The organism is Salinisphaera orenii subsp. orenii MK-B5, assembly GCF_003788635.1.
Classification (GTDB): Bacteria; Pseudomonadota; Gammaproteobacteria; order Nevskiales; family Salinisphaeraceae; genus Salinisphaera; species Salinisphaera orenii.
Genome location: NZ_AYKH01000017.1, coordinates 1 through 20,543, shown reverse-complemented (window position 1 = coordinate 20,543; position 20,543 = coordinate 1). Strand labels below are relative to the sequence as shown.

Genomic DNA, 20,543 nt, shown 5'->3' with positions numbered 1-20,543 from the left:
CGGAGTTTCCGAATGGCCGGCGCAAAGGAAGTCAAGGGCAAGATCAAGAGCGTAGAGAATACGCAGAAGATCACCAAGGCGATGGAGATGGTCGCCGCATCGAAGATGCGCAAGGCCCAGGAGCGCGTCGAGGCGGCGCGGCCCTATGCGGAGAAGATCCGTCGCACCATCGGGCATCTGTCCGAGGCCAACCCGGACTTCGAGCATCCGTTCATGGTCGAGCGCGAGGTCAATCGCGTCGGCATGATCGTCATCTCGACCGACCGGGGGCTCTGTGGCGGTCTCAACATCAACCTGTTCCGGCAGGTGCTGGCGGAGATGCGTCACTGGGAAGAGCGCAACGTGCCGGTCGAGCTCGTGGTCATCGGCCGCAAGGCGGCGTCGTTCTTCCGGCGGCTGACCGACATCAAGGCCGAGGTCGTGGATCTGGGCGATCGCCCGCACATCGACGACCTGATCGGCACCATCAAGGTGATGCTGGACGACTACCGGGAAGGCAACGCCGACCGGCTGTTCCTGATGGGCAACCGCTTCGTCAACACGATGACCCAGAAGCCGGAGAGCCAGCAGTTGCTGCCGGTGCAGCCGGCGGATGACAACGACCTGCCCGATCACTGGGACTACATCTACGAGCCGGAACCGGCCGAGCTGCTCGAGGACATCCTCGTGCGCTACGTGGAGGCCCAGGTCTATCAGGGTGTGGTGGAGAACGTCGCCTGCGAGATGGCGGCGCGCATGGTCGCGATGAAGTCGGCCTCCGACAACGCGGGCGACATCATCGACGACCTCCAGCTGGAGTACAACAAGCAGCGCCAGGCCGCGATCACCCAGGAGCTTTCGGAGATCGTGGCGGGCGCCGCCGCCGTGTCGTAGCCCGGGCGCGGCAATCAACGCATTCAAGAGACATACCGGCAGCCCGAGCGCTGCCCATGTGAGGAATCGGAAATGAGTAGCGGTAAAGTCGTACAGATCATCGGTCCGGTCGTGGACGTGGAATTCGATCGCGAATCGTTGCCCAACATCCATGACGCGCTGATCCTCAAGGAAAAGGACCTGGTGCTCGAGGTCGAGCAGCAGATCGGTGACGGCGTCGTGCGCTGCATTGCCATGGGCGTGACCGAGGGGCTGACCCGCGGCGGCACCGTCGAGAACACCGGCGCGGCGATCTCGGTGCCCGTCGGTCAGAAGACGCTCGGCCGCATCATGAACGTCCTCGGTCATCCGATCGACAAGGCGGGCGACATCGGTGCAGACCAGACCGCGCCGATCCATCGTGAGCCGCCGACGTTCGAGGAGCAGGCCGGCAGCCAGGAGCTGCTCGAGACCGGCATCAAGGTCATCGACCTGCTCTGCCCCTTCGCCAAGGGCGGCAAGGTCGGCCTGTTCGGCGGCGCCGGCGTGGGCAAGACCGTCAACATGATGGAGCTCATCCGCAACATCGCGGCAGAGCATTCCGGCTATTCGGTGTTCGCGGGCGTCGGCGAGCGGACCCGTGAGGGCAACGATTTCTACTACGAGATGCAGGAGTCGCAGGTCATCGACAAGGTCGCCCTGGTCTACGGCCAGATGAACGAGCCGCCGGGCAACCGTCTGCGCGTGGCGCTCACCGGCCTGACCATGGCCGAGTTCTTCCGCGACGAAGGCCGCGACGTCCTGCTGTTCATCGACAACATCTATCGTTACACGCTGGCCGGCACCGAGGTCTCGGCGTTGCTGGGCCGCATGCCCTCCGCCGTGGGCTATCAGCCGACACTGGCCGAGGAGATGGGCCTGCTGCAGGAGCGCATCACCTCGACCAAGACCGGCTCGATCACCTCCGTGCAGGCGGTCTACGTGCCCGCGGACGACCTGACCGACCCGTCGCCGGCCACCACCTTCGCGCATCTGGACGCCACCGTCGTGCTGGCTCGCTCGATCGCGGAGCGCGGCATCTATCCGGCGGTGGATCCGCTGGACTCGACCTCGCGCCAGCTCGACCCGAACGTGATCGGCCAGGAGCACTACCAGACCGCACGCGATACCCAGCAGACGCTGCAGCGCTATCGCGAGCTCAAGGACATCATCGCCATTCTGGGCATGGACGAGCTCTCCGAAGAGGACAAGCTGTCGGTCTCCCGCGCCCGTAAGATCGAGCGCTTCCTGTCGCAGCCGTTCTTCGTGGCCGAAGTGTTCACCGGCGCGCCCGGCAAGTACGTGCCGCTGTCCGAGACCATCCGTGGTTTCCGTGGCATTGTCGACGGCGACTACGATCATCTGCCCGAGCAGGCCTTCTACATGGTCGGCACCATCGACGAAGCCGTGAAGAAGGGCGAGGACATGGACAAGCAGGCGGCCTAGGGCCGTCTTGGATCGCGCATCGGCGCGCGGCCGTACGGGCCGCGCGCGCCACAGGGCAGGGTTATGAAAATACATGTCGACGTTGTGAGCGCGGAAGGCGAGATCTATTCGGGATCCGCCTCCATGGTGTTCGTCGCCGCCGAACTCGGCGAGGTCGGCATCGCGCCGCGACACGCGCCGCTGTTGACGCGGATGCGCCCCGGTCAGGTACGCGTGCAGCAGGAAGGCCAGGACGAGGTCACGTTCTTCGTCTCGGGCGGGGTGCTTGAGGTGCAGCCGCATCTGGTCACCGTGCTCGCGGACACCGTGGAGCGCGCCGCGGACATCGACGAGGCCGAGGCCGAGAAGGCCAAGAAGCGCGCCGAAGAGGCGATGTCCGAGGCGCACGACCGCGTCGATATGGCACGGGCTCAGGCGGAGCTCGCCGAAGCCGCGGCACGGCTGAGCATTGTCCAGAAGCTGCGTTCGGGCCACTGACGCATCGCGCGCCCTGAGCGCGCTTTTCACAATACGCGTCAACTATCGGCGCTAACTTGCGGTTTCAGCGAATCGCGACTAGATTGGTGCGCTGCAGCGATCCACCGTGCCGATCCATCATCCGCGTCATGCTCCGCGTCGTCCCACACCGTATCGGTCCGGCTCTGCTGGCAGGGCTGATCATGGTTTGCGCGACGAGCGCCGGCGCCGCGCCACCACAGACGATCTCACCGTTCGTCTCTGCGTCGCTCAATCGCACGGTCCACGGCCAGGCGCGGGACTTCGATCTCTCCTTGGCCGGGCGGAATCTTGGCCATGCGCGGGCGTTCGCCGGTCTGGATGCGCTGAGCAACGCCAGTCAGCAGTACCTGACGAGCGGGCTCCAGTGGCGTTCGGATGTCGTCGGGACGCCCGTCGTTCGCATGTCGGCGCTCCGGACCGAGAGTCGCAGCGGTGAGCTCGGCCGCAGCCAAACCCTGATGCGCGCGGCCAACCGGCTGGACCTCGGCGAACGCTGGTTTCTGCCCACGCTCGAAACGGAAGTCGCTCAGGTGAGCAACAGCCGGATGGCTGATGCCCCGACGCTGGGCGGTCGCGCGGCGCGCCTGGCTCTGGCCGAAACCTTCGACACCCAGAGTTATCGTCTCGGCTTCTTCCAGGCGGATCCGACCTTCAACGCCCTCGGGAGTTCGGTACGTGCCGGCGATGCGGGCTTCGAAGTCGGCGGCAGCCAGGCCGTCGGCGGCGATTGGGAATTGTCGCAGACGCTGCGCCTGCATCAGGCGACCGCGCTGCGATCGCAGGCCGGGCTGGTACAGGAATGGCGGCTGTCGCGGAACGCGCGGCTCACTGACATCGGCCGCCCTTGGCGGTTCAGCGCGCAAGTCGGCAACCCCGGTCTGGGCACGCACGCGGGCCATGCGCCGATGGCACTGCAGTTGCTGGTGCCAACCGTACGCGTCAGCGACTGGCGTCTGGATACGAGCGTCGGCTGGTACGACCCGGTGATGGCCGCGCCCGGCGGCTTGCCGGTCAGCGGCTCGATGTGGCGGGTCTCGGCCACGCGCGGACTCAGCCTGGGCGGTCTGTCGGCGGAAGTCTCGCCGAGATTCGCCGTCGGTGGCAGTCGTTTCGACGATCGGGAATACGGTGGCCGCGCCGGCTTCACGCTGGGGCTCGCGGATCGGATCGATCGTGTCGACCTGAGCGTGGATTATCTCAGCGACGGCTGGGGCGCGACGCCGGAGGACGACGGCGATGTGCAGCTGATGCTCAACTACAGCCAGAGCACGGCCGCCCTCGTCCCGCGACTCCACTCGATGGCTCGCGCCCTGCGCCTGCCGTGGGTGCCGCGCTATTGAGCGGCGCGCGCCCTTCGAATCGACGAATTTGTTAGATTGAGCGCTGAATCCGGCGGAGCCGAGTCGATCGCGCCGCGGGTATGCGGGGGGCCACACATCATTGGAGTGTCGAATGAAAAGGCGTTGGTCACGTGGCCTGCTGTGGGGGTGTGTCGTGTTCGGTCTGGCGGCGATCGCGCCGCTGTCGATCGCGCAGGATTCGTCCGCTGCCGCCGAGCAGGGCCAGAGCGGCGATGGCTCGGCGTCCGAGGCCGGCGCCACCGGAGAGGCGTTCGGCTACGAGGCGGTGGTGGCGAAGGCCAAGGCGCGGGCCGACAAGGCCTATGCCGCACCACCGAGCATTCCCGATTTTCTCAAGGAGCTGGACTGGGCCGGCCTCGACCGCATCCAGTTCAAGCGGGACCAGGCGCTGTGGCATGACAGCGACCGTCCGTTCGAGGCGATGTTCTATCATCCCGGCTCCTATTACACCCACCCGGTCTCGATTCGGCTGATCAATGCCAACGGCGAGGGCCGCTTCGCCTTCGACAAGAACCGGTTCAGCTATCCGGACGACCAGATGCGCGAGCGCATTCCGGATGACCTGGGCTATGCCGGCTTCAAGCTGCTGCATGAGCTCAACCACCCCGGGAAGATGGACGAGGTGCTGTCCTTTCTCGGCGCCTCGTATTTCCGTGGCCTCGGCGCCGACCAGCATTACGGCCTGTCGGCGCGCGGTCTGGCCATCGATACCGGGTCCAACGACGGCGAGGAGTTCCCGGCCTTCACCGACTTCTGGCTGGTGGAGCCGGCCGCGGGCGACGACACGATGACCGTGTTCGCGCTGCTGGACTCGCCGAGCGTGGCGGGCGCCTATCGCTTCGAACTTGACCCGGGCGATGCGACCGTGACGCACGTCGAGATGACGCTGTTCACGCGCAACGCGATCGACAAGCTCGGCATCGCGCCGCTGACCAGCATGTTCATGTGGGGCGAGAACAGCCTGTCCCGGCTCGACGACTATCGGCCGGAGGCGCACGATTCCGACGGCCTGCTGATATCGGCGGCCAACGGCGAATGGTTCTGGCGGCCGCTGGTCAATCCGCAGACGCTGTGGATGAATCAGTTCTCGGCGGAGAACGTCCGCGGTTTCGGGCTTTTGCAGCGGGATCGCGATTTCGATCACTACCAGGATCTGGACTACGAATACGAGCGGCGCCCGAATGCCTGGATCACGCCCGACGGCGACTGGGGCGCCGGGCGCCTCGAACTCGTCCAGATCCCCTCGGACAGCGAGGTCAACGACAACATCGCGCTGTACTGGATCCCGAAGGCGCCGGTCAAGGCCGGCCAGCGGCTGCACTACGCCTATGACATCAAGTGGAGCACCGAGGGCGTGGTCCCGAATTCGCTCGGCCACGCGCAGGCCTCGCGCATCGGCCGGGCTGCGACGGTGCCGGGCCAGCCGCGCAACACCATTCGCGTGGCGATCGAGTTCGTCGGCGGTGAGCTCGGCGGTCTTGAGGATTCCGCGGCCGTGCAGCCCCGGGTCAACGCGCTACGGGACGCCACCATCAACAACATTCAGGCGGTGCGCAATCCCCACACCGGCGGCTGGCGCCTGACGTTTCTGGTACCGACCGATTCGCTGGACTCGCCCCTCGAGCTGCGCGCCTACCTCGCCGGCAAGGAGGGTGGCGCGTTGACGGAGACCTGGAGCTACGCGCTCAAGCCGTGACCGATGCCGCCGCCAGCGCTGCGCCCCTCGCGGCCGTCGATGATTATCTCTCGCGTCTGAGGCTCGGCGACGCGCGCAGACGCGAGCTGCGGGCACGCGTCGTTGCGGACGCCCCGGCCGATCGGGCCGAGGCCCTCGACTGCCTGTACCGACATCTCGCGGCCACCTGCGACGAAGCGTCGGCCGACGGCCACGATCGTGACGTGGCCGCGCGCCTGGACGGCGCCTACCCGGGGCTGCGCTCGCGGGCGGCGGGCCGTTCGCGCGCCGGGCTGTTCCGCGGCGCATCGATGCCGGGCTTGAACCGGTGGCCCATGTCCCCGGCGGATGTGGATCGCCGCCCCTGGCGTTTCCTGTCCCGGGTCTGGCCGGGGCTGCGCCGGGCGCAGCGGCGCCTGCCACGGGCGGTGCCCAGCCGCCTGAAGTCGGTGGTGCGCCGGCGCCAGATCCTGCTCGCGCTGATGATCGCGCTGCCGGCCGCCGGAGCTGCAGCCTATATGGCCACGGTGCTGCCCCACCGCGGCGCCACGCTGCTCGAGGGCGTCATCCTGGGTGCCGCCTTTCTCCTGTTCGCCTGGATCCTCGTCGGCTTCTGGACGGCGTTGTCGGGGTTCTTCGTGCTCTGGCGCGGGGATCGCTATCTCGTGCGAGCCGAGCCGGAGGCCGTGCCCGACGACGGCGCCCGCACGGCGATCGTGATGCCCATCTACGAAGAGGACGTGTCACGAACCTTCGCGGGGCTGCGGGCGATCTACGAGTCGCTCGAGGCCACCGGTCGCCTCGACGGGTTCGATTTCTTCGTGCTCAGCGACTCGATCAAGCCGGACACCGTCGCCGCCGAGGAGCGGGCCTGGGCCGACGCCTGCCAGGGGCTCGACGCCTTCGGCCGGCTGTTCTATCGCCGTCGGCGCGCACGGGTGAAGCGCAAGAGCGGCAATCTGGCCGACTTCTGTCGGCGCTGGGGCGGCCATTATCGCTACATGATCGTGCTCGATGCCGATAGCATCATGACGGGTTCGACGCTCACGCAGCTGGTCGACCGGATGCAGGCCAACCCCGGCGCCGGCCTGATCCAGACGCCGCCGACCGCGGTCAATCGCTCCAGTCTGCTGGCGCGCGTGCAGCAGTTCGCGACCCGGGTCTACGGCCGCATGTTCGCGGCCGGCCTGCATTACTGGCACCTGGACAACGCCCACTACTGGGGCCACAACGCGATCATCCGGATCGCGCCGTTCATGGCCCATTGCGCGCTGCCGCGCCTGCCCGGCCGCGGCGCGCTGTCCGGCGAAATCCTGTCGCACGATTTCGTCGAGGCCGCGCTCATGCGGCGCGCCGGCTGGGGGGTCTATATCGCCTACGATCTGCCGGGCAGCTATGAAGAGGTCCCGCCCACGCTGCTCGAGGAACTCGGCCGCGATCGACGCTGGTGTCAGGGCAACATCCAGCATATCCGGCTGTTGTTCTCGGACAATCTCGCGCCCGCCCACCGCGCCCTGTTCGCCAACGGGGTGATGGCCTACACGTCGGCGGCGATCTGGTTCATCTTCCTGCTGCTGTCCAGCGGCGAGGCCGTGCTCGAGGCCTTGCGCACGCCGGACTATTTTCCGGTAGCCGGGGCGCTGTTCCCGCAGTGGCCGGTCTGGCAGCCGATCTGGGCCGTCAGCCTGTTCGTGGCGACGCTGATCGTGCTGTTCCTGCCCAAGATCCTGGGCATGGCCATGATCATCGCGCGGGGGCGTCAGGCCGATTTCGGCGGCGTCGGCAGCCTGATCGGCTCCACCCTGATCGAGATCGTGCTCACCTCGTTGCTGGCGCCGATCCGTATGCTGGCGCACACCCGGTTCGTGTTCACGACGCTGCTCGGCCGGCAGGTCAAATGGAACAGCCAGCAGCGAGCGGACGCCCAGGTGGCCTGGCTTAGGGCGCTGCGTTTTCATCTGCCGGGGATGGTGCTTGCCGCCGTATGGGGCGGGCTGCTGCTCTGGTACACGCCCGGTTTCGCGCCGTGGCTGGCACCGATCCTCGTGCCGCTGCTGATTGCGCCGGCGATCACCGTACTGACTTCGCGCACGGATCTCGGCGTCTGGCTGCGTGATCACGATCTGCAGTTGATCCCCGAGGAGCGCAATCCGCCCCCGGAGTTGTCGCGCCTGGTGGCGCTGCTCGCCGACGCCCCGGTGGAGCCCGATTTCGCCGCGGTCGTCGTCGACCCTACCCTCAATGCGCTGCATGTCGGTCTGCAGGGTCGAGCGCGGCGGCTGACCGCCGAGCTCGACAGCTATCGCGACGATCTGCTCGTTCAGGTTCTGGAAAACGGGCCCGGCGCACTCTCGACGGATGAAACGCGGATCCTGCTCGCCGACCCGGCGCGCATGGATCGGCTGCATCGCCGGGTCTGGGCCGAGGCGCCCGCGGCCTGGGCCGATCGGCTGACGGCCTCGGCCCCCGACGAGCCGCTCGAGCCGCACCGCGGCACGGCTACGCAAGCCCCGGTCGGCACGGTATAGTCGCCGCAACAAACGAGTCGAAGGACGCATGAGCCTACATATCGTCGTCCTTGCCGCCGGCAAGGGCAAACGCATGAATTCGGCGCTGCCCAAGGTGTTGCAGCCGCTGGGCGATCGGCCGCTGCTCAAGCATGTGGTTGAGTCCGCCCAGGCGCTGGACCCGGCGCGCATCCACGTGGTCTACGGTCACGGCGCCGAGCAGGTCCAGTCCGCGCTCGGCTATCTCGACGTGGACTGGGACTTCCAGGCGCAGCAGCTGGGGACCGGGCACGCGGTCATGCAGGCGATCGATGCCGTGCCGGACGACGCCCGCGTGCTGGTGCTCTACGGCGACGTGCCGCTGATCCGCCCGGGCACGCTCTCGCATCTCGTCGAGGCCGCGGGTACCGACAACCTCGCCCTGCTGACCGTGCTGCTGGACGATCCCGCCGGCTATGGCCGGATCAAGCGGGGCGACGACAACCGCGTGGTCGGCATCGTCGAGGACAAGGACGCCAGCGCCGACGAGCGCCACATCCGCGAGGTCAACACCGGGCTGATGTGCGCGCAGGCGCGCCATCTGCGGGACTGGCTGTCGCGGCTGACCAACGACAACACCCAGGGCGAGTACTACCTCACGGACTGCATCGCCATGGCCGCCGCCGACGGCGTGCCGGTCGTGGCCGGCCAGGCCGGCAGTGTGGCCGAGACCCAGGGCATCAACGACAAGCGCGATCTGGCCTGCGCGGAGCGCATGCTCCAGCGGCGCCAGGCCGACACGCTGATGGCGGCGGGACTGACCCTGCGCGATCCGGAGCGCTTCGACCTGCGCGGTACGCTCCATGCGGGGCGTGACACCCGCATCGACATCGACGCGGTGATCGAGGGCGAAGTGGTCCTCGGCGACAACGTGCACATCGGCCCCTACTGCGTGCTGCGCAACTGCACCATCGGCGACCATACGCAGGTGCTGTCGCATACCGTGATCGAACACGCCGAAATCGGCGCGCGTTGCCAGATCGGCCCCTTCGCGCGGCTGCGCCCGGACACCCGTCTGGCCGACCGTGCCAAGATCGGCAACTTCGTCGAGACCAAGAAGATCACGCTCGGTCAGGGCAGCAAGGTCAACCATCTGAGCTACGTGGGCGACGCCGAGATCGGCGCCAACGTGAATGTCGGTGCGGGCGTGATCACCTGCAACTACGACGGCGCCCACAAGCATCTGACCACCATCGGCGACGACGCCTTCATCGGCTCCGACGTCCAGCTGGTCGCGCCGGTGGCCGTGGCCGCCGGTGCGACCATCGGCGCCGGGTCGACGATCACCAAGGACGCGCCGGCGCAGCAGCTTACGTTGTCGCGCGCGCGCCAGGTCTCGCTGCCCGGCTGGCAGCGGCCGACCAAGGACAGTCCCGAACACGAGTGACGGCGGCGCGTCCGCCCGATCCACCTGAAACGTTTTCACGAGGCCCATAGGCATGTGCGGAATAGTCGGAGCCAGCGCCCAGCGCAACGTCGAACCCATCCTGCTCGAGGGTTTGCGGCGGCTCGAGTACCGCGGCTACGACTCGGCCGGCATGGCGCTGGTCGACGAGGGCGTGCTCGATCGCGTGCGCGCGGTCGGCAAGGTGCAGGCGCTGGCGGACAAGCTCGAGGACGGCCCGCGGCCCGGCACCCTCGGCGTGGCCCACACCCGCTGGGCGACGCACGGCGGTGTGTCGGAAGACAACGCCCATCCGCACGTCTCTTCGGACCGCGTCGCGGTGGTGCACAACGGCATCATCGAGAACTTCGAGCCGCTGCAGCGGCGTCTGGCCGCGGCCGGCTACACCTTCACCTCCGAAACCGACACCGAGGTCGTCGCGCATCTGGTCGACAGCCATCTCGCCGAATCGGGCGATCTGTCCACGGCGGTGCGGGCGGCCGTCTCGGAGCTGGACGGCGCCTATGCGCTGGCCGTGGTCTGCCGCGACGATCCGCACACGCTGGTCGCCACGCGCAGCGGTTCGCCGCTGGTGCTCGGCGTGGGCATCGGCGAGCACTTCGTGGCCTCCGACGTGGCCGCCCTGCTGCCGGTCACCCGTAATTTCGTCTATCTGGAGGAGGGCGATCTCGTCACCCTGACGCCGGAGGACTACACCATTCGCGACGGCAACGGCGCCGTGGTCGAGCGGCCGGTCAAGGAATCCGGACTGTCGATCTCGGCGACCGAGAAGGGCGGCTACCGCCACTTCATGCTCAAGGAGATCCACGAGCAGCCGCGCGCACTTGCCGAGACCTGGCAGGGGCGGGTCACCGCGCGCGACATCCTCGCCTCGAGCATCGGCCCGACGGCCGAGGAGATTTTCGGGCGGGTCGAGGCCATCCACATCGTCGCCTGCGGCACCAGCCATCATGCGGGACTCGTGGCCCGCTACTGGATCGAGGCCATGTCGCGGATTCCGTGCAACGTCGAACTGGCCAGCGAATACCGCTACCGCGACCCGGTCGTGCCGAAAAACTGCCTGTTCGTGACGCTGTCGCAGTCCGGCGAGACCGCGGACACGCTCGCGGCATTGCGCTACGCCAAGTCGCGCGAGGACGGCTATCTCGCCACGCTCGCCATCTGCAACAAGCCCGAGACCTCGCTCACGCGTGAATCGGACCTGGTGATGATGACGCGGGCCGGCCCGGAGATCGGCGTGGCCTCGACCAAGGCCTTCACTACCCAGCTGCTGTGTCTGCTGCTGCTCACCGGCATGCTGGATCGTCGCCCCGACGAGCGTGCCGCCCTGGCGGCGAACATCCGCGGCGTCGACACCGCGCTGGCCGCGGTTCTCGAGCTCGACGAGGCGATCCGCAAGCTGGCGGAGGAATTCGTCGACAAGCAGCACGCGCTCTTTCTCGGCCGCGGGCCCATGTACCCCATCGCCATGGAGGGCGCGCTCAAGCTCAAGGAGATCTCCTATCTCCACGCTGAAGCCTATGCCGCCGGCGAGCTCAAGCATGGGCCGCTCGCCCTGGTCGACGAGAACATGCCCGTGATCGCGATCGCGCCGAACAACGAGTGGCTGGAAAAGGTCAAATCCAACCTCCAGGAAGTGCGCGCCCGCGGCGGCAAGCTCTATGTCTTCGCCGACGCCGAATCGGGGCTCAACACCGGGCCCGGCATCACCGTCCTCGACATGCCCCACGTCGACGACATTCTCGCGCCCATCGCCTACACCGTGCCGTTGCAGCTGCTGGCCTATCACGTCGCCGTCGCCAAGGGCACCGACGTCGATCAGCCCCGCAATCTCGCCAAGTCGGTGACGGTGGAATAGCGTGGCGTTCGCCCGCGGTTATCGAAAAAGACGGTCGGCCCGATCGCTGGGTTCGCTTAGCGATTGCTTGAAAGAAGCGCGGTCGCTTGGGACAACGGCGAATTTGGTAGTGGAACCTTCGACGCCTGCGCAGCCGACTGGGCCGCCAGATCCATACAACGCGACGAATTCGACAGCCTAGAGCGTGACGGCCCCACCGTCGGCGCGTGGGTCGCTGGCGCCTTCGCAGTAACCGTTGGGATGACGCACGACCGCGCCGGCGTGGCCGGCCAGATCGGAGAATGCATCGATCATTTCCACCTGGTGGCCGGTCGCGATGAGTTCGTCCACCAACGCCGGATCGAAACGATTCTCCAGCTTGAGGCTGGTGGTGGCATCGCCCCAGGTCTTGCCGAGCAGCCAGCGCGGCGCGGTCACCGCGCGTTGCAGGCCCTGCCCGTACATCGCATAGCGCGAGAATACCGCCGCCTGGGTCTGCGGCTGGCCTTCGCCGCCCATGGTGCCGTAGGCCATCACGCGGCCGTCGTCGAGTTCGGCCATGGCCGGGTTCAGGGTATGGAACGGGCGCTTGCCGGGCGCGAGCTGGTTGGCGCCCGGCGCGAGTGAAAAGCCGGCGCCGCGGTTTTGAAAGGCCACGCCGGTGTCCGGGCACACCAGCCCTGAGCCGAACTCCCAGAACACGCTCTGAATGAAGCTCACCATGGTGCCGTCGCGATCGGTCGCGCCCATCCAGATGGTGTCGCCGCGTTTGGCTTCGTACGGCCAGTCGAGCGCCTTGCGTGGGTCGATCGCCGCGTGCAACTCATCGAGATGTGCGGCTTCCAGCCAGGACTCGGCCGGGCGGCTCATATGATCGGGGTCGCCCAGTTCGGCGTTACGCAGAATGAACGCCTGCTTGGTCGCCTCGATCAGGCCGTGCAGATGATCGAAGCCTTCGGCCTCTGCCACTTTCAGACGGTCGAACAGGGCGAGGATCATCAACGACGACACGCCCTGGGTCGGCGGCGGCATGTTGTAGATCGTGCCCACCGAGAGTTTGGTCGACAGCGGGGCGGCGATGTCGGCCGCGCATTGGGCCAGGTCGGCCGCGCGCAGGGGCGAGCCCATCGCCTCCAGATAGGCGGCATGCGTTTGTGCCAGCGAGCCGGTGTAATAGCTGTCCAGCCCTTCGCGGGCCAGTGTTTCGAGCGTATCGGCCAGCGCGTGCTGATAGAAGATATCGCCTTCGCGCGGGGCGTTGCCGCCCGGCAGGAAGCTATCCGCGAACCCCGGCACGTCGCGCAGTTCGTCGGCCTTGGCGGCCGTACAGGCGGCCTGATTGCCGGTCGTCACGAAGCCGTCGCGGGCATGGGCGATCGCCGGTGCCAGCAGTGTGTCCAGCGCCATCGGCTCGCGTTCGAGTTGGTTCAGTGCCGCTTGCCAGCCGGCGATCGTCGCGGGTGCGGTCAGCGCCGCCTGCGCGCCGCGGGCCGGGATCTGTTCGTGGTGTCCGCGGCCGGCATACCAGTCCGGCGTGGCCAGCGCGGCCGCGCGACCGCAGGCCGAGATGCCGATCGGCGCCTGGCCGGGCTTGCGGATCAACCAGAAACCGTCGCCCCCGATCGAGTTCATGTGCGGGTAGACCACCGCAATCGTGGCCGCGCTTGCGACCATCGCCTCGATCGCGCTGCCGCCGGCCGCGAGCACGTCGCGCCCGGCCAGGGCCGCCGACAGATGGGGAGCGGTGACACAGCCGTAACGGCCTTTCGCACTGTGCAGCATGGAAAATCCTTCAATTCTTGCAGGGCCGGTCGAACGGACCGTGCCACGGATTGAGCGGCGAGCGGACGGTTGTCGCGCCGCCGGACGCGAATACATGCCTCCGGCCGGCCGCTAATGTAGCTGGCACGTCGGTTGCATACAACGCCGCGTGCAGAGACGTCACGCGGCGCGTTGGCGCATCGCGGGCTTTGCTAGCAATAGACGTGCCGGATAGGCGCGTTTGCTTGACCAGATCGAACGCCTACCGGGCCTGCTCGCCCGCTGTGCACCGCGCGCAATCATTGGATAGCCCTATGTCAGTCATCGAAGATACCGTCCACGCCTTCTGCCGCGACAATCCGGCGGCACTGGCGCCCACCGGCGACGGCGCGCTGGACGGGCTGCGTTTTGCGGCCAAGGATGTATTCGAGATCGCGGGCACACGTACGGGGTTCGGCCAGCCCGACTGGTTGGCATCGCATCCGCCGGCCCGGGCCAACGCGGACGCTATCGATAGACTGTTGGGCGCTGGCGCGGAACTGGTGGGCCGCACGATCTCCGACGAGCTGTGCTATTCGCTGACCGGCGACAACGTCCATTACGGGGCGCCGGTCAACAGTTGGGGCCTCGACCGATTGAGCGGCGGCTCGTCCAGCGGTTCGGCCGCGGCGACGTGCGCGGGGCTCGTCGATTTCGCGCTCGGCACGGACTGTGGCGGCTCGGTCCGCGTGCCGGCGAGTTATTGCGGCCTGCTGGGTCTGCGCACCACCCACGGGCGCGTACCGACAGACGGCTTGCTGCGGTTTGCCAACGCGTTCGATTGCATCGGCTGGTTCGCGCGCGACGCGGAAATCTTTGAACGGGTCGCACGTGTGCTGTTGCCCGAGGCGCGCGAGCATGGGCCCTTCAAACGCGTGTTGATTGCCACCGATGCTTTCGAAGCCGTGGACGACGAGATTGCCGAGGCCTTCGCGCCGGCGCTGGAAACACTCGCCGCCGAGGTCGGCGAAGTAGGCGAAGTGCGCCTTTCCGAAGACGGGCTGGATCGTTGGTTCGAGACCTTTCGCATCATTCAGGCCGCCGACGTGTGGTCGGCGCTTGGCGATTGGGTGACCCGGACCCGGCCCGCACTCGGCCCCGGTGTGTGTGAGCGTATCGAACAGGCAGCCCACATCGATGAAGTCGAGCTGCGTGCCGCCCAGGCGCACCGGGCCGAGATCACGGTCCGGCTGGATTCGCTGATCGGAGAAGATGACGTCGTGGTGTTGCCCTCCACACCGCGTCCGGCCCCGCCGCGCGGTGGCGGCGATGCCGCCCTGGAAACCACATATCGGTTCCAGGCAATGTCGCTGCTGTGCAGCGCGGGCCTGGCGGGTCTGCCGCAGATGAGTCTGCCGCTGGCGATGAAGGAGGGTCTGCCACTGGGGCTGTCGATCATGACGCGTCGCAACGGCGACATGCGCCTGATCGAGCTGGCCGGGCGAGTATGCCCCCGGGTGCCGGTGCCGCCCGAGATGGCGCTGGCATGAGTCAGTCGCCCGATCAGATCAACCGGCGCGACGTCGTTGCCGAAGTCACCGATGCGCTCATGCGCTACGAAGCCGCGCTCACCGGCAACGATGTCGATACGCTCGACGAGCTGTTCTGGACCAGCGAGCACACCGTGCGCTACGGGGCGACCGAGATGCTCTACGGCCACGACGAGATCCGGGCATTTCGCCAGTCGCGTGATCCCGCCAATCTCGATCGCCGGATACGGCGGCTCGCTATCACGACGTTCGGCGAGGATTTTGCGACCGCCAGTATCGAATTCGAGCGCGATAGCGAGAACGGCGTATCGATCGGCCGGCAGAGCCAGTGCTGGGTACGTTTCGATGTCGGCTGGCGGGTGGTCTCGGCGCACGTGTCTGCGTTGCCAAAGAATTGACGGGTGTGTAAAAACGCGGGGTGAGTCCGTCGACGAAGCAGCGCCGACGGATTATCCGAGCATTCGCGACCACCCGGCCCCGGTTCGGGCTTTTGGACTGTCGCGGTGTCGACGACCTTTTGCCCCACGCGTGCTCCCTTGCCATGCCCGATCCTTTCGACGTTGCCGAAGAACTCGCTCATATCGAAGCGCGCTCGCCGCTGTTGGTTCGACCGGGGTTTCTCATTCGACGTCTGCACCAGATTCACAGCGCGTTGTTCACCAAGGAAACCGAGGGCTTCAACATCACCCCGGTTCAATACAGCGTGCTCACCGCTCTTGCCGAGCATGGCGAGATGGATCAGATGACGCTGGCCCACGAGATCGGGCTTGAACGCACGAGCGTGGGCGAAGTGCTGCGCCGGCTCGAGCAGCGCGAGCTCGTCGAACGCCGCCCAAGCCGCGAAGACGGGCGCGTACGTCTGACCCGCGCAACCCGCCAGGGGCGCAATCATGTGCGCCGGATGACCGAGGCGGTAGCACGCGCCCACGAGCGCACGATCGAAGCGCTCGACGGCCCCGATCGTGACCTGTTCGTCCTGTACCTCGCGCGCCTGGTCGAAGCGAACAACGAGTTGGGTACAGTGCCTTTCCGTCTGCGCTAGGTCGGCCGTTCTGGCCAGGCCCGTTCTTTGGGCGGGCTTCGGCGATGGCCGAGCGTCGAATCGTCTGATCGTTTCACCAGCACCTCCCCGCCGCGTGATCGAAGCTCTGTCGAAATACGGGGTGCACCACATAGTTCCCCCATGCTGGTGCAGCGGCGTTGTTTTGGCGCATGTATGACCTGACCTTCACTCGGCCTTTAGCAATCAAATGCGGGGTATACCACTTATTTTCTAAATATTTTAATCTTTTTTGATCAGTTGCTTGTGGTGTCTGCGAGGACCGCAGCGAGTCGCTCTGGCACAGCCCTTGCGCTATCCGGCCCATCGAGGATTCGGATAGGCAGGAGCGAGAATGTCGACAACGGTGTTGAAAGGCGGTCGGGTGGTCGACCCGGCAACGGGTACGGATGAGCAGGCCGACCTGGTCATTCAGAACGGTATCGTCACCGGCCTGAACGCGCCCTACGCCGAGGACGCCGAGGTCATCGACTGCACGGGCAATCTCGTGCTGCCCGGCATGATCGACACCCATGCCCATATCTATCGCTATGTTACTGGCCGCTTCGGCCTCGACCCGGACATGGTGGGCGTGCGTTCGGGTGTGACCACGCTGGTCGATCAGGGCGGGCCGAGCTGCATGACGCTGCCGGGCTTTCGGCATTTCATCGCCGAGCCGGCCAAGACCCGCGTGCTGGCATTCATCTCCGCCTATCTCGTCGGCGGGCTCGAAGGCCACTACTACCCGCAGCTCTATCAGCCGGAGTGTCTGAACATCGACGCGACCGCGAAGTCGGTCGATGCCAATCCCGATCTGGTCAAGGGGATCAAGGCGCATGCCGAACTGGGCGGCTTTCAGCGCTGGGGCATGGACGTGATCAAGCTGGCCGCGCAGATCGGACGCCAGTCGAACATGCCCGTCTATCTGCATTTCGGACAGCTCTGGCCCTCGCCGGAAGATCCGATGGACATCGATCCAGACACGATCTTTCCGAGCGTGCTGGAGCTGGTCAAGCCCGGCGACGTGCTGGCGCATCCGTTCACGCGTCATCCGGGCGGCTTCGTCGACAAGCACGGCCAGGTGCACGAACTCATCCGCGACGTCATCGACAAGGGCGTGAAGATCGATGTCGGCCACGGCTCGCACTTCAGTTTCGACGTCGCCCGCAAGGTCCTCGACGCGGGCATCGTCCCGAACACCCTCGGCGCGGACATGCACGGCTACAACACGCGCGTGGCGCCACCGCCGGGCACGCCGGACGTCCACTCCGACCCCGAGGAGGGCGATCACATGTTCGCCGGCGCCGTGCGTTTCTCGCTGACATCGGCGATGACGAGCATGCTCGCGCTCGGGCTCACGCTGGAGCAGGTCGTGCCAATGGTCACCGCCAACGCCGCGAGCATGCTCGGCATGGCTGACGAGATCGGCCACCTGCGCCCGGGTGCGGTGGGCGATGTCTCCGTGCTCAACGACGAGCGCGGACAGTGGACGCTGCGCGACAACGAAGATCACCGCGTGACCGCCGAGCGCATGCTCACGCCGCGTTTCTGTCTTCGTCGCGGCGAGCGCTTCGACGCCGATGCGCCCACGCTGCCGAACTTCGCGCCGGCGCAGGCCGCTTCGGCATGACCGGCGCGCCCCCACACACCACGGCCGGCGGCGTCGGTGCGCGGCTGGCGCGCAAGGAGGACGCGCGCTTTCTGGCCGGCCGCGGCCGATACGTCGCGGATATCCGCATGCCCGACATGCTCGATGTCGCGTTCGTGCGGGCGCCGGTCGCGCATGCCCGCATCGCCGGAATCGACAAGCCCGAGGGCTGGGAGTCGCTGGTCTACACCATGGCGGACATGGCCGGCGTCAAGCCGATCGTGGCGGCCTCTAAGCTGCCGGGCTTCCAGACGTCCGAGCAATACCCGCTGGCCAGCGACAAGGTCCGTTTCGTCGGCGAGATGGTGGCGATGTGTGTCGCGCCGAGCCGGGCGCGTGCCGAGGATCTCGCCGAGCAGGTGTTCGTCGACTACGAGGATCTGCCCGTGGTCGCCGACATGCACGCCGCCGCCGACGGTCGCGCCGAGGGCAGGCTGCACGAGCACTGGGATTCCAACGTGTTTCTCGAAACCCAGGTCGACGCCGGCACCTCGCCGGGCGACGACGTGCTCTCCGTGCGTCGGCAGCTTTCCACCTCGCGCCAGTGCCAGGTGCCGCTCGAGGGCCGCGGTGTCGTGTGCCGGTGGGATCACCGGCTGGACCGGCTGGAGGTGACCACATCGGCTCAGATGCCGCATATCAATCGGACCGGGCTGGCGGAATGCCTGGGTCTGGACGAAGGCCGGGTGCGCGTGGACTCGCCCGACGTCGGCGGCGGTTTCGGCTACAAGGGCATCCTTCTGCCCGAAGAGATCTGCTGCGCCTGGCTGGCGATGCAGCTGGACCGGCCGATCCGCTGGATCGAGGACCGCGGCGAGCATCTGTCGGCCAATGCCAACTGCCGCGAACACGCCTACGACATCACCGTGCACGTCGAACGCAGCGGCCGGCTCGCCGGGATCGACTGCGACGCGATCGTGGATTCCGGCGCCTATTCGTCGTATCCGTTCTCGGCCTGCCTGGAAGCCGCCCAGGTCGGCTCGATCCTGCCGGGACCGTACAAGATGGACAGCTACAGCTGTCATACGCGCTCGGCGGCCACCAACAAGCCGCCGATCCTGCCGTATCGCGGCGTGGCCCGCACCGGCGTCTGCTTCGCGCTGGAGGTCATGCTGGATATCGCGGCGCGCGAACTGGGCATCGAGCCGTTCGAGCTGCGCGAGGCGAGTCTCGTCGGGCCCGACGACATGCCCTACACGAACATCACCGACAAACTGTTCGACTCGGGCGACTACATCGCCTGCATGCACCGCGCGGTCGACGCTCTCGACTGGCCCGGCTGGCGCAGGCGCCAGGCCGAAACGACCGGTGCGCGCCGCATCGGTCTGGGGCTGGCGACCTTCTGCGAGCAGGGCGCCCACGGCACCTCGGTCTATCACGGCTGGGGCATTCCGATGGTGCCGGGCTACGAGCAGTGCAACGCCCGGATGACGACCGACGGCATTCTCGAGCTCCAGATCGGCGTGCACTCGCACGGCCAGAGCATGGAAACCACGATGGCTCAGGTCGCGAACACGGTTCTGGGCATCGATCCGGCGAACGTCCGCATCCTGCACGGCGACACGGCGAGCTCGCCGTATTCCACCGGCACCTGGGGCTCGCGCTGCGCGGTCATGGCCGGCGGCGCGGTGGCCAGTGCCTGCGAGAAGCTCGCCGGGCGCGTGCGCCATCTGGCGGCCCATCTGCTGGATGTCGCCGCTGACGAACTGGTCTTCGAGAACGGTGAAGTGATCAGCGGTGATCGCAGCCGCTCGATGACGCTCAGGGAGATCGCGCACACCTGGTATCGCGCGCCCCAGCGGCTACCGGACGACGTCGACCCGGCCGGCCTCGGCCTGGTCGCCGGCTACAAGATGAAGCCCGACATGGGCACCTTCAGCTACGCCACCCACGCCTGCGTCGCCGAGGTCGACACGGCCACCGGCGCGGTGAAGCTGCTGGATTACGCCATCTGCGAGGACGGCGGCGTGCTGCTCAACCCCATGGTCGTCGAGGGCCAGCTGCTCGGTGGGCTGGCCCAGGGCATCGGCACCGCCCTTTACGAGGAAATGCCGTTCGACGGCGAGGCCCAGCCGCTGGCCTCGACACTGGCCGACTACATCGTGCCCGGCGCCGCCGAAATGCCGGCCGTGATCCTCGATCATATGGAAACCCCCAGCCCGTTCAGCCGTTTCGGCCAGAAGGGCATCGGCGAGGGCGGGGCGATCGCGCCGCCGGCGGCCATCGCCAACGCCGTCAATGACGCGCTCGCACCGCTCGGCGCCGAGATTCACAGCGTGCCGATCAGTCCCGAACGGGTGATGGCCGCGCTGCGGGAGGCCGCTCATGAAAGCGATTGATTACCGGATCGAGCCGGCCACGGGCGTCGACGCCGCCGTGGCGGCACTGCAGGCGAACGAATTCGCCCAGCCGATCGCCGGCGGGCAGTCGCTCGGGCCGATGCTCAACCTGCGCCTCGCCCAGCCCGAGTGCGTGGTCGACATCGCGTCTATCGAGGCTTTGAAGGGCGCGCGCATCGAGGGCGACGACCTGGTGATCGGTGCACTGGTCACCCATGCCGCGATCGAGGACGGGCTTATCGATGACGTGACCCGGGGCATGCTCGCCCGAGTCGCGCGCGGCATCGCCTATCGCGCGGTGCGCAACAGCGGCACGATCGGCGGCAGCCTCTGCCACGCCGATCCGGCCGCCGACTGGATCGCCGCCCTGGCTGCGCTCGGTGCGACCCTGGACATCACGGGGCCGAACGGCAGCCGGTGCATCGCCGCCGGCGAATTCATGGTCTCGGCCTTCGAGACCCGGCTCGAGGCCGGCGAGATACTCGTCGGCGTCCGCGTTCCGGCCCTGTCTGCCGAGGCGGGCTGGTCCTATCGCAAGTTCTGCCGCAAGACCGGCGAGTTCGCGCTC

15 protein-coding genes are annotated in these 20,543 nt (G+C 67.3%); 14 read left to right on the top strand and 1 reads right to left on the bottom strand.

The window, feature by feature from the left end:
- The first annotated feature begins 12 nt into the window (after window positions 1-12).
- The 8 genes from atpG (at window position 13) to glmS (ending at window position 11,680) form a co-directional block, all read left to right on the top strand.
- Window positions 13-873 (top strand): F0F1 ATP synthase subunit gamma, encoded by an 861-nt coding sequence (atpG, locus tag SAOR_RS09695; RefSeq protein WP_123631253.1) that lies wholly within the window; start codon window positions 13-15, stop codon window positions 871-873.
- A gap of 72 nt (window positions 874-945) precedes the next feature.
- Window positions 946-2,337, top strand: coding sequence for a F0F1 ATP synthase subunit beta (gene atpD, locus SAOR_RS09690; protein WP_123631252.1), 1,392 nt, complete (start codon window positions 946-948; stop codon window positions 2,335-2,337).
- Between the two features lie 63 nt (window positions 2,338-2,400).
- Window positions 2,401-2,814 (top strand): F0F1 ATP synthase subunit epsilon, encoded by a 414-nt coding sequence (locus tag SAOR_RS09685; protein ID WP_123631251.1) that lies wholly within the window; start codon window positions 2,401-2,403, stop codon window positions 2,812-2,814.
- An 86-nt stretch (window positions 2,815-2,900) separates the two neighbouring features.
- Entirely contained in the window at window positions 2,901-4,175 is a 1,275-nt protein-coding gene (locus SAOR_RS09680; RefSeq protein WP_123631250.1) for a hypothetical protein, read from the top strand.
- A 112-nt stretch (window positions 4,176-4,287) separates the two neighbouring features.
- Window positions 4,288-5,892 carry an OpgD/OpgG family glucan biosynthesis protein gene (locus tag SAOR_RS09675; protein ID WP_123631249.1) on the top strand — a complete coding sequence of 535 codons (1,605 nt, stop codon included), beginning with the start codon at window positions 4,288-4,290 and terminating at the stop codon, window positions 5,890-5,892.
- Window positions 5,889-8,399, top strand: coding sequence for a glucans biosynthesis glucosyltransferase MdoH (gene mdoH, locus SAOR_RS09670; RefSeq protein WP_123631248.1), 2,511 nt, complete (start codon window positions 5,889-5,891; stop codon window positions 8,397-8,399). Before SAOR_RS09675 ends, mdoH begins: the two co-directional genes overlap by 4 nt.
- A gap of 28 nt (window positions 8,400-8,427) precedes the next feature.
- Entirely contained in the window at window positions 8,428-9,804 is a 1,377-nt protein-coding gene (gene glmU, locus SAOR_RS09665; RefSeq protein WP_123631247.1) for a bifunctional UDP-N-acetylglucosamine diphosphorylase/glucosamine-1-phosphate N-acetyltransferase GlmU, read from the top strand.
- A gap of 52 nt (window positions 9,805-9,856) precedes the next feature.
- The gene (gene glmS / locus SAOR_RS09660) at window positions 9,857-11,680 is read left to right on the top strand and encodes a glutamine--fructose-6-phosphate transaminase (isomerizing) (RefSeq protein WP_123592175.1); all 1,824 of its coding nucleotides are present in this window, start codon (window positions 9,857-9,859) and stop codon (window positions 11,678-11,680) included.
- Window positions 11,681-11,857: 177 nt separating this feature from the next.
- On the opposite strand, the gene SAOR_RS09655 is transcribed toward glmS, so the two are convergent.
- Window positions 11,858-13,441: a gamma-glutamyltransferase family protein gene (locus SAOR_RS09655; RefSeq protein ID WP_123631246.1), complete on the bottom strand. Its 1,584-nt coding sequence runs from the start codon at window positions 13,439-13,441 to the stop codon at window positions 11,858-11,860.
- Between the two features lie 224 nt (window positions 13,442-13,665).
- On the opposite strand from SAOR_RS09655, the gene SAOR_RS09650 reads away from it, so the two are divergent.
- The 6 genes from SAOR_RS09650 to SAOR_RS09625 all read left to right on the top strand — a co-directional run.
- Window positions 13,666-14,949 carry an amidase gene (locus SAOR_RS09650; RefSeq protein ID WP_245965434.1) on the top strand — a complete coding sequence of 428 codons (1,284 nt, stop codon included), beginning with the start codon at window positions 13,666-13,668 and terminating at the stop codon, window positions 14,947-14,949.
- Complete coding sequence (gene hpxZ / locus SAOR_RS09645; protein ID WP_123631245.1) at window positions 14,946-15,347, top strand: oxalurate catabolism protein HpxZ; 402 nt, start codon at window positions 14,946-14,948, stop codon at window positions 15,345-15,347. Before SAOR_RS09650 ends, hpxZ begins: the two co-directional genes overlap by 4 nt.
- Before the next feature lie 143 nt (window positions 15,348-15,490).
- On the top strand, window positions 15,491-15,991 hold the full coding sequence (locus SAOR_RS09640) for a MarR family winged helix-turn-helix transcriptional regulator (protein ID WP_123631244.1): 501 nt from the start codon (window positions 15,491-15,493) through the stop codon (window positions 15,989-15,991).
- Window positions 15,992-16,343: 352 nt separating this feature from the next.
- Window positions 16,344-17,618, top strand: coding sequence for an amidohydrolase/deacetylase family metallohydrolase (locus SAOR_RS09635; protein ID WP_123631243.1), 1,275 nt, complete (start codon window positions 16,344-16,346; stop codon window positions 17,616-17,618).
- Window positions 17,615-19,975, top strand: coding sequence for a xanthine dehydrogenase family protein molybdopterin-binding subunit (locus SAOR_RS09630; RefSeq protein WP_123631242.1), 2,361 nt, complete (start codon window positions 17,615-17,617; stop codon window positions 19,973-19,975). The genes SAOR_RS09635 and SAOR_RS09630 overlap by 4 nt, the downstream gene beginning before the upstream one ends.
- On the top strand, window positions 19,962-20,543 hold a 582-nt coding region (locus tag SAOR_RS09625), incomplete at its 3' end, for an FAD binding domain-containing protein (RefSeq protein ID WP_123631241.1). The genes SAOR_RS09630 and SAOR_RS09625, both read left to right, overlap by 14 nt.

What these genes read in the sequence shown, in the direction of transcription:
- glmU (WP_123631247.1), top strand. Translation starts at nt 8,428, where the DNA reads ATGAGCCTACATATCGTCGTCCTTGCCGCCGGCAAGGGCAAACGCATG.
- SAOR_RS09630 (WP_123631242.1), top strand. Translation starts at nt 17,615, where the DNA reads ATGACCGGCGCGCCCCCACACACCACGGCCGGCGGCGTCGGTGCGCGG.
- atpD (WP_123631252.1), top strand. Translation starts at nt 946, where the DNA reads ATGAGTAGCGGTAAAGTCGTACAGATCATCGGTCCGGTCGTGGACGTG.
- glmS (WP_123592175.1), top strand. Translation starts at nt 9,857, where the DNA reads ATGTGCGGAATAGTCGGAGCCAGCGCCCAGCGCAACGTCGAACCCATC.
- SAOR_RS09640 (WP_123631244.1), top strand. Translation starts at nt 15,491, where the DNA reads ATGCCCGATCCTTTCGACGTTGCCGAAGAACTCGCTCATATCGAAGCG.
- SAOR_RS09685 (WP_123631251.1), top strand. Translation starts at nt 2,401, where the DNA reads ATGAAAATACATGTCGACGTTGTGAGCGCGGAAGGCGAGATCTATTCG.
- hpxZ (WP_123631245.1), top strand. Translation starts at nt 14,946, where the DNA reads ATGAGTCAGTCGCCCGATCAGATCAACCGGCGCGACGTCGTTGCCGAA.
- SAOR_RS09635 (WP_123631243.1), top strand. Translation starts at nt 16,344, where the DNA reads ATGTCGACAACGGTGTTGAAAGGCGGTCGGGTGGTCGACCCGGCAACG.
- atpG (WP_123631253.1), top strand. Translation starts at nt 13, where the DNA reads ATGGCCGGCGCAAAGGAAGTCAAGGGCAAGATCAAGAGCGTAGAGAAT.
- SAOR_RS09675 (WP_123631249.1), top strand. Translation starts at nt 4,288, where the DNA reads ATGAAAAGGCGTTGGTCACGTGGCCTGCTGTGGGGGTGTGTCGTGTTC.
- SAOR_RS09655 (WP_123631246.1), bottom strand. Translation starts at nt 13,441, where the DNA reads ATGCTGCACAGTGCGAAAGGCCGTTACGGCTGTGTCACCGCTCCCCAT.